This is a genomic window from Mesorhizobium sp. M7A.F.Ca.ET.027.02.1.1 (genome assembly GCF_004022985.1).
In the GTDB taxonomy this organism is placed as follows: Bacteria; Pseudomonadota; Alphaproteobacteria; order Rhizobiales; family Rhizobiaceae; genus Mesorhizobium.
Window position 1 is genome coordinate 1 of the sequence record NZ_RZOL01000276.1, and the last position, 8,035, is coordinate 8,035.

The window sequence follows — 8,035 nt, forward strand, 5'->3', positions numbered from 1 at the left end:
GATCACGATCGAGCCGAACTCGGCGTCGAAATCAGACAGCGGCCGGGACTTGACCAGGGATTCCGCGGCGGCGAGCGCCGCATCGCTTTCCGGCCTCGGCGCTCCGGATGACCAGATCGTTGTGCCGACGCCGCTGCCGGCCAAGAGGCGTGCCACGACATAGCCATCGCCGCCATTGTTGCCGGGCCCGCAGAGCACATGGATGTGCTTTGCCGAGGGATAGCGCTTGAGCACCTCGGCCGCGACCGCTTCGCCCGCGCGCCGCATCAGGCTGATTCCATTGGCCGGACCGGCCGCGATCGTCAGCCGATCAGCCTCGCTCATTTCGGCCGGGGAAAGAAGTTCGTTGCTCATGGATTGCCGATCCGCATGCTATCGCGCATTGTCCAATTTCGATCCTAAGCAAACAAGGGGGAGTTGCCGAGATCTGCAGCCATAACGTCGGCACGAAGGCATCGCGGGCAGAGAATTGCCTGCGGGATAGGCGATATGCCTGATTTTTGTGCGGACGCGGGTGCTGGCGCTGTGTAGGCTCTGGCAGCCCATGCCGCTTCCGGTGCAGCGAATGACGCGAATTTGCATCCCGGTGCGTCGCGGCTTTGAAATCTTATAAGACCGCTTCGAATCCGCTGAATTGGCACAGTTCGTGCTTGATGGAGGCGCAAGCGGGGGGTCACAACCCGTTTTTTTGGCAGTGGAGGCCACTTTTTACATGAAAAAGATCGAAGCGATCATCAAGCCATTCAAGCTGGACGAAGTGAAGGAAGCGCTTCAGGAGGCCGGGCTGCAAGGCATAACCGTCACCGAGGCAAAAGGCTTCGGTCGTCAGAAGGGCCATACCGAACTCTACCGCGGCGCCGAATATGTCGTCGATTTCCTGCCCAAGGTAAAGATCGAAGTCGTGCTTGGCGACGACGCGGTCGAAGGCGCCATCGAGGCCATCCGCAAGGCGGCCCAGACGGGCCGCATCGGCGACGGCAAGATCTTCGTCTCCAATATCGAGGAAGTCGTGCGGATACGCACCGGCGAAACGGGCATGGATGCGGTCTGACCCGACCGCCCCATCCTCCTGAAAACGTCATCAACAAAAAAAGTCATCACACAGGGATACATGACATGACGACAGCCAAAGACATCATGAAGCAGATCAAGGACAACGACGTGAAATTCGTCGACCTGCGCTTCACAGACCCGAAGGGCAAGCTGCAACACGTGACGATGGATGTCATCGAGGTCGAGGAAGACATGTTCGCCGATGGCGTGATGTTCGACGGCTCGTCGATTGCCGGCTGGAAGGCCATCAACGAGTCCGACATGGTGCTGATGCCCGACCCGGAAACGGTTCACATGGATCCGTTCTTCGCCCAGTCGACCATGGTCATCCTGTGCGACATCCTCGATCCGGTTTCGGGTGAATCCTACAACCGCGATCCGCGCGGCACGGCCAAGAAGGCCGAGGCTTACATGAAGGCCGAAGGCATCGGCGACACCATCTATGTCGGCCCGGAAGCCGAATTTTTCGTCTTCGACGACGTGAAGTACAAGGCCGATCCCTACAACACCGGTTTCAAGCTCGACTCCACGGAACTGCCGTCGAACGACGACACCGACTACGAGACCGGCAATCTCGGCCACCGTCCGCGCGTCAAGGGCGGCTACTTCCCGGTGCCGCCGATCGACAGCGCGCAGGACATGCGCTCGGAAATGCTGACCGTGCTCGCCGAGATGGGCGTGCGGGTCGAAAAGCACCACCATGAGGTGGCGGCGGCCCAGCACGAACTCGGCATCAAGTTCGACGCACTGGTACGCAACGCCGACAAGATGCTGATCTACAAATATGTCGTGCACCAGGTCGCCAATGCCTACGGCAAGACGGCGACCTTCATGCCGAAGCCGATCTTCGGCGACAACGGCTCGGGCATGCACGTCCACATGTCGATCTGGAAAAACGGCAAGCCGACCTTCGCCGGCAATGAATATGCCGGTCTGTCGGAAAGCTGCCTGTTTTTCATCGGCGGCGTCATCAAGCATGCCAAGGCGATCAACGCCTTCACCAACCCGCTGACCAATTCCTACAAGCGCCTGGTGCCGGGTTACGAAGCGCCGGTTCTGCTCGCCTATTCGGCGCGCAACCGCTCGGCGTCGTGCCGTATCCCGTTCGGCTCGTCGCCGAAGGCCAAGCGCGTCGAGGTCCGCTTCCCCGATCCGGGCGCGAACCCCTACCTCGCCTTCTCCGCGCTGCTGATGGCCGGCCTCGACGGTATCAAGAACAAGATCCATCCCGGCCAGCCGATGGACAAGGATCTCTACGACCTGCCGCCGAAGGAACTGAAGAAGATCCCGACCGTTTGCGGCTCGCTGCGCGAAGCCCTGCAGAGCCTCGACAAGGACCGTGGCTTCCTGAAGGCTGGCGGCGTCTTCGACGACGACCAGATCGACAGCTACATCGAACTGAAGATGGCCGAAGTGATGCGCTTCGAAATGACCCCGCATCCGGTCGAATACGATATGTATTACTCTGTCTGAGGCTTCAATCTCAGACTAAGATACGCCATAATAACCAAGCCCTTGAAAGACTTCCCTCTTTCAAGGGCTTTTTGCTGCGCTCCAATAGGAATTGCCAGCCGAGCGGCATGTCTCGCCTGCGCGGCAGCCACGCATGGACAGCCATATTGGTCTTTCGTCTTCGACGATCATACGATGCCTGGATTCTGGACCCACGGTCCATCGGAGCGGCCGGCCTGAGCGCGTCGGTCCGGTGACTTCAATCACTACTCGGCGATGTCCGGTGAAGGTCAAGGCGGCCGGTCGGTCGCCAACGTTGGAGCCAGGAGCGAGCGGAGCACTGTCTCAGGCTACAGTGACCGCTCGTCCGGCGCCCACGCCAATGCCGCCGTTCAGAAAACCCCGCCCGTCCGAACAGCATTGCGTGACGTAACCCCAAGGCCTGCGAATACGCATGCCGTAGCGTGATCTGTCAACGCTGCAAGCCGGGCCGCGAATGACCGATTCTGCTGTATGAACAGATGCTTATGGAAGGTCCATTGCCCCAGATAAGGGCTGGAAAAGGCGCTTTTCCGGGCTTTATAGGGAGCGATCGCCGGAGGCTCACATGGCTGCGGCCAGAACTTCCGGGCGATTTGCGACCGCGTGAATTCCCTGACTTTTTCTGGGTATGTTTTACCAGGAATGCCGTCAGCCGGGTAACGGCCAAAAAAGAACCCGGCGCGAAACGCCGGGGTCATCTTGTCATGCAGTCCGAAACGCTTACGCGGCGGCCGAAACCTGAGCGCTTGCCGGAACCGAGGCGATCGTCTTCAGGATCTGCGAGGCGATCTGGTAAGGGTCGCCCTGCGAGTTCGGACGGCGGTCTTCCAGATAACCCTTGTAGTCGCTCTTGATGAAGGAATGCGGCACGCGGATCGAGGCGCCACGGTCGGCAATGCCATAGCTGAACCGGTTCCACGGCGCGGTCTCGTGCTTGCCGGTCAAACGCTTGTCGTTGTCCGGGCCGTAGACGGCGATGTGATCCATCAGGTTCTTGTCGAAGGCCGCCATCAGCGCTTCGAAATAGGCCTTGCCGCCGACTTCGCGCATATAGGCGGTCGAGAAGTTGGCGTGCATGCCAGAGCCGTTCCAGTCGGTGTCGCCGAGCGGCTTGCAGTGGTATTCGATGTCGATGCCGTACTTCTCGGTCAGGCGCTGCATGAGGTAGCGGGCCATCCACATCTGGTCGGCGGCTTTCTTGGAGCCCTTGCCGAAAATCTGGAATTCCCACTGGCCCTTGGCAACTTCGGCGTTGATGCCCTCGTGGTTGATGCCGGCGGCGAGGCAGAGGTCGAGATGCTCCTCGACGATCTGGCGCGCGACGGAGCCGACATTGGAATAGCCGACGCCGGTGTAGTACGGACCCTGGGGTGCGGGATAGCCGCTCTCGGGGAAGCCGAGCGGCCGGCCGTCCTTGTAGAAGAAATATTCCTGCTCGAAGCCGAACCAGGCGCCCTCGTCATCGAGGATGGTGGCGCGCTTGTTGGAGGCATGCGGCGTGACGCCATCGGGCATCATGACTTCGCACATGACCAGCACGCCGTTGGTGCGGGCGGGATCCGGATAGACGGCAACCGGCTTCAGCACGCAATCAGAGCTGTGCCCTTCGGCCTGCTGGGTCGAGGAACCATCGAAGCCCCACAGCGGCAACTGCTCGAGATCAGGGAATTCGGCGAATTCCTTGATCTGCGTCTTGCCGCGAAGGTTGGGGACCGGGGTATATCCATCGAGCCAGATATACTCGAGCTTGTATTTCGTCATTCTAGCCTCTCGTTGCTTGATCACCGAACACTGAACGGCGTCGACATGCGTCTGCCGTCAGCAGCCGGCCTGCCGCATTCTTAAAATGCAATTCGTGTGCCATTCTTGGTGTGAAGGGTGCGGCAAAATTGACCCGGTACCCACTCGAAATCGGTGATCCGCCTAAGCGATGCGTTCCGATCAATCTCAGTCGTTCTTTGCACAAATAGTATGCAATTGCTGATCTTTTCATAGGCATATTGCCTAACTTGATTGCAGACCTTATCTTCGGATCAAGTTGAATCGAAAAGGTTCGGCAGAAGAAAGGAACCCGGCAATGGAAATCATTTCCACACGACCGTCGGCCAAGATTTTGATGTTCCCGGCGGCAGCGCGCGCCACTGCCTCAAATTTGAGCGGCAAGGCTAAATTTGCGGCAGAGCTTGCCTCGCTGCGTGGTGCCCGCGCAGACTTCGGCGACGGCTGGTACCATGAGGCAGCCATCGAGGATGAGACCCGGGGCCGCAAGAGCTGACACAAAGGGCAGCAGCCCTCGCCAACGAATTGACCTGAAAAGAGAAAGCCCGGCGCGATTGCTCGCGCCGGGCTTTCTTTTGAACACCGGGCCTGGCTACTCCTTGGCGTGCAGGTCGGTGCCGAGCGTATCCTTGACGAAGATCATGCCGATGACCAGCGTTATCGCCGCGATCACCACCGGATACCAAAGGCCATAGTAGATGTCGCCCTTGTAGGCGCTGAGCGCGAACACGGTTGCCGGCAGCAGGCCGCCGAACCAGCCATTGCCGATGTGATAGGGCAACGACATGCCGGTGTAGCGAATGCGGGTCGGGAACATCTCGACCAGGATCGCCGCGATCGGCCCATAGACCATGGTCACGAACAGCACCAGGATGAACAGGATGCCGATCGTCATTGGCCAGTTCACTGCTGCAGGATCGGCGAACATCGCGAACGCGCCACCACCCGGAATGTTGTAGACGGTGACTTCGGGTGCGCCCGCCGCCTCGTCGGTGGTCAGCAGCTTGTCCTTGACTGCCTGGTCGATCGGCACCGTCGCCTTCTCACCGGCACGGATGGCAGCGGCGTCCAGCTTCAGTTCCGGGTTGGCGGCAACAAACGCATCGAGCTTCTGGTCCGCAACCTTGGCTGCCGCGCGCTTCAGTGGATAGCCGCCGTCCTGCAGCGACATGTTGACGGCCTTGATGAAGGCGGCTTCCTTGGTCTTGGCCTGATCGCCGGCGGCGATGGCGTCATAGGACTCGACCGTCTCGTTGCCGATCTTGACAGATGCGGGTGTGCCGGCGGCGGCCGTCGACACGACGTCATAGGGAACCGAGTTCTTGGTCAGGAACGAGGTCGCGATATCGCAGGATGTCGTGAACTTCGCGGTACCCACCGGATTGAACTGGAACTTGCAATCTCCAGGTGCCGCCGTCACCGTCGCCCGCGTGTTCTGCTGGGCTGTGGCAAGCGCCGGATTGGCAGCCCAGGTCAGTGCCTTGAACAGCGGGAAGGTGCATACAATCGCTAAGGCAAGGCCCGCCATGATGATCGGCTTGCGGCCGATCTTGTCGGAGAGCCAGCCGAAGACGACGAAGAAGATCGAGCCGACCGCCAGGGCGATCGCGATCATGATGTTGACCGACTGCGCGTCGACCTTGAGCACGTTGGTCAGGAAGAACAGCGCGTAAAACTGGCCATTGTACCAGACCACGGCCTGACCGGCGGTGAGGCCGAGCAGCGCCAGCAGTGCGATCTTGGCGTTCTTCCATTGGCCGAAGGCTTCCGTCAGCGGCGCCTTGGAGCCCTTGCCCTCATCCTTCATGCGCTGGAAGGTCGGAGATTCGGAAAGCGAAAGCCGAATCCAGATCGAGATGCCGAGCAGCAGGAAAGACACGATGAACGGAATACGCCAACCCCAGGCAGCATAGTTTTCCTTACTCAATGAAGCCTGTACGATCAGGATCACAACCAGCGACAGGAACAGGCCGAGCGTCGCCGTGGTCTGGATCCACGAGGTGTAGTAGCCGCGCCGGTTGTCCGGCGCATGTTCGGCGACGTAAGTGGCCGCGCCGCCATATTCGCCACCCAGTGCCAGGCCCTGCAGCATGCGCAGGATGATCAGGATCACCGGAGCTGCGATGCCCAAGGTCGCATAGCCAGGCAGCAAGCCGACCAGGAAGGTCGACAGGCCCATGATCGTCATGGTGACGAGGAAGGTATATTTACGGCCGACAAGATCGCCGATGCGGCCGAACAGCAATGCGCCGAACGGGCGCACCAGGAAGCCTGCGGCGAAAGCCAGCAGCGCGAAGATATTGCGGGTCGCTTCCGGGATGGCTGGACTGAAAAAGGTCGAACCAATGAACACTGCCAGCGAGCCGTAGAGATAGAAATCATACCATTCGAAAACGGTGCCGAGCGAGGAAGCGAAGATGACTTTCTTCTCCTCCCGCGTCATGCCGCGGCTTGCTCCGCCGGCGGTCGATGTTATTGCCATTTCGTTATCCTCCCGTGAGACCCGTTCTCGATGCTGCGCGACACCGTCCGCGCTCTCCTCCGAGCACGGACTCAACGACAGCCATTCGAGAAAAATGACAGAAAGCGCCCGCCAAAGGCAGCGCGTCTTTGGGATTATGACTTTGGTATTAGGTGCACTGCGGGATGAAACCGGGCGAGCTGGGAAAACCCCTTAGCCCTTGAGCGCTTGCAGCAGGCCGACAGCAGCCATCATGTCGTGCTTGCGAGCCGAGCGGCGGGCTACGGCCTCCGCATCCTGCCCCCAATGCTCGATCTGCCAGTCCTCGTCGACATGGGCAGCGGCCCAGGCAGAATCGGCATCGAGTTCACCGAAATCGACAGCCAGCGCCAGCAGCGCCGAACCTGTGAGCGACGTCATCACATGGATGGCGGCGAGCCGCAGCGGCTCCGTTCGCTGGGCAAGATGGCTGCCCAGCACCGCGATGGTCTCACGCGGCTGCTCGACATGGATGATGCCCTCGGCCAGATTGAAGCGGGCTCCGAGTGCCCTCGCCCAGTCGATCACCGGATCCCAATGCTGGTTTTGCCGCTCCACCAGCCCTTGCGGCGCGTCGGCGCGGTAACAGAGCAGATCGGACGAGGCAAAGCGCAGAATGTCCTCCAGCACCGCCTGCGGGTCGCTGGCGACGCCGTCGATGGCGGTGTTGACGAGGCGCATCACCGGCATCGTCACCGGATTGATGGTCTCGCTTTGGGCGGCGAACTCGTCGGCGACGAGCGCGGCTGCCGCTTCGGTAGGCACCGCCAGCAGCGCCTTGCCGGGCGTGCGCACCGGCTTGCCGTCGAGATACACGGCAAACCCCTCCTCCACCGGCGCGACCGAGACGGTCTTGTAGAAGCGTTTCGGCAGAGGCGTCTTCATCTGGATCTGGGCGCGGCGCACAGGATCCGGGTCGGAAAGATATTTGCCGGCTTCAAGGTCGTTCAGGATATCACGCATAGAAGGTCTCTCTTACACCGGCGTCAGCTTGCGCACCGGCCGGTTGACGATGATCAGGCCGGCGGCAATCAGGCCAAGTGCCAGGAAAATGCGCATGGTCAGCGGCTCATTCAAGAACATGGCGCCGCACAGCACGCCGAAAACCGGCGACAGGAAAGTGAAACTGGACAGGCCTGACGCCGGATAGCGCCGCAACAGCCAGAACCACAGCACATAGGTGAAGGCGACGATGTAGACAGCCTGGAA

The 8,035-nt window shown here is 60.5% G+C and carries 8 protein-coding genes; 3 read left to right on the plus strand and 5 right to left on the minus strand.

Annotated features, from left to right (window positions below; genetic code table 11):
- The coding region (locus EN749_RS24870; protein WP_281061925.1) for an NAD(P)H-hydrate epimerase at positions 1-354 on the minus strand (354 nt) is incomplete at its 3' end.
- Positions 355-712: 358 nt separating this feature from the next.
- Between EN749_RS24870 and EN749_RS24875 the strand changes: the two genes are divergently transcribed.
- Together EN749_RS24875 and glnA are read left to right on the plus strand one after the other, a co-directional pair.
- A complete protein-coding gene (locus EN749_RS24875) occupies positions 713-1,051 on the plus strand; it encodes a P-II family nitrogen regulator (protein ID WP_006205430.1) in 339 nt (112 codons plus the stop codon).
- Between the two features lie 65 nt (positions 1,052-1,116).
- On the plus strand, positions 1,117-2,526 hold the full coding sequence (glnA, locus tag EN749_RS24880; protein ID WP_027038720.1) for a type I glutamate--ammonia ligase: 1,410 nt from the start codon (positions 1,117-1,119) through the stop codon (positions 2,524-2,526).
- A 741-nt stretch (positions 2,527-3,267) separates the two neighbouring features.
- Here the strand turns inward: glnA and EN749_RS24890 are convergent.
- The gene (locus EN749_RS24890) at positions 3,268-4,308 is read right to left on the minus strand and encodes a glutamine synthetase beta-grasp domain-containing protein (protein ID WP_127260164.1); all 1,041 of its coding nucleotides are present in this window, start codon (positions 4,306-4,308) and stop codon (positions 3,268-3,270) included.
- A gap of 316 nt (positions 4,309-4,624) precedes the next feature.
- Here EN749_RS24890 and EN749_RS24895 point away from each other — a divergent pair, with 316 nt between their 5' ends.
- On the plus strand, positions 4,625-4,822 hold the full coding sequence (locus EN749_RS24895; protein WP_127396442.1) for a DUF2735 domain-containing protein: 198 nt from the start codon (positions 4,625-4,627) through the stop codon (positions 4,820-4,822).
- 96 nt (positions 4,823-4,918) lie between these two features.
- On the opposite strand, the gene EN749_RS24900 is transcribed toward EN749_RS24895, so the two are convergent.
- The 3 genes from EN749_RS24900 to EN749_RS24910 form a co-directional block, all read right to left on the minus strand.
- The gene (locus EN749_RS24900; RefSeq protein WP_127396443.1) at positions 4,919-6,808 is read right to left on the minus strand and encodes an MFS transporter; all 1,890 of its coding nucleotides are present in this window, start codon (positions 6,806-6,808) and stop codon (positions 4,919-4,921) included.
- A gap of 192 nt (positions 6,809-7,000) precedes the next feature.
- On the minus strand, positions 7,001-7,789 hold the full coding sequence (locus EN749_RS24905; RefSeq protein ID WP_128364164.1) for an ATP12 family chaperone protein: 789 nt from the start codon (positions 7,787-7,789) through the stop codon (positions 7,001-7,003).
- Between the two features lie 12 nt (positions 7,790-7,801).
- Positions 7,802-8,035, minus strand: a 234-nt coding sequence (locus tag EN749_RS24910) for a DMT family transporter (protein WP_145990994.1), incomplete at its 5' end; no start/stop codon positions are given.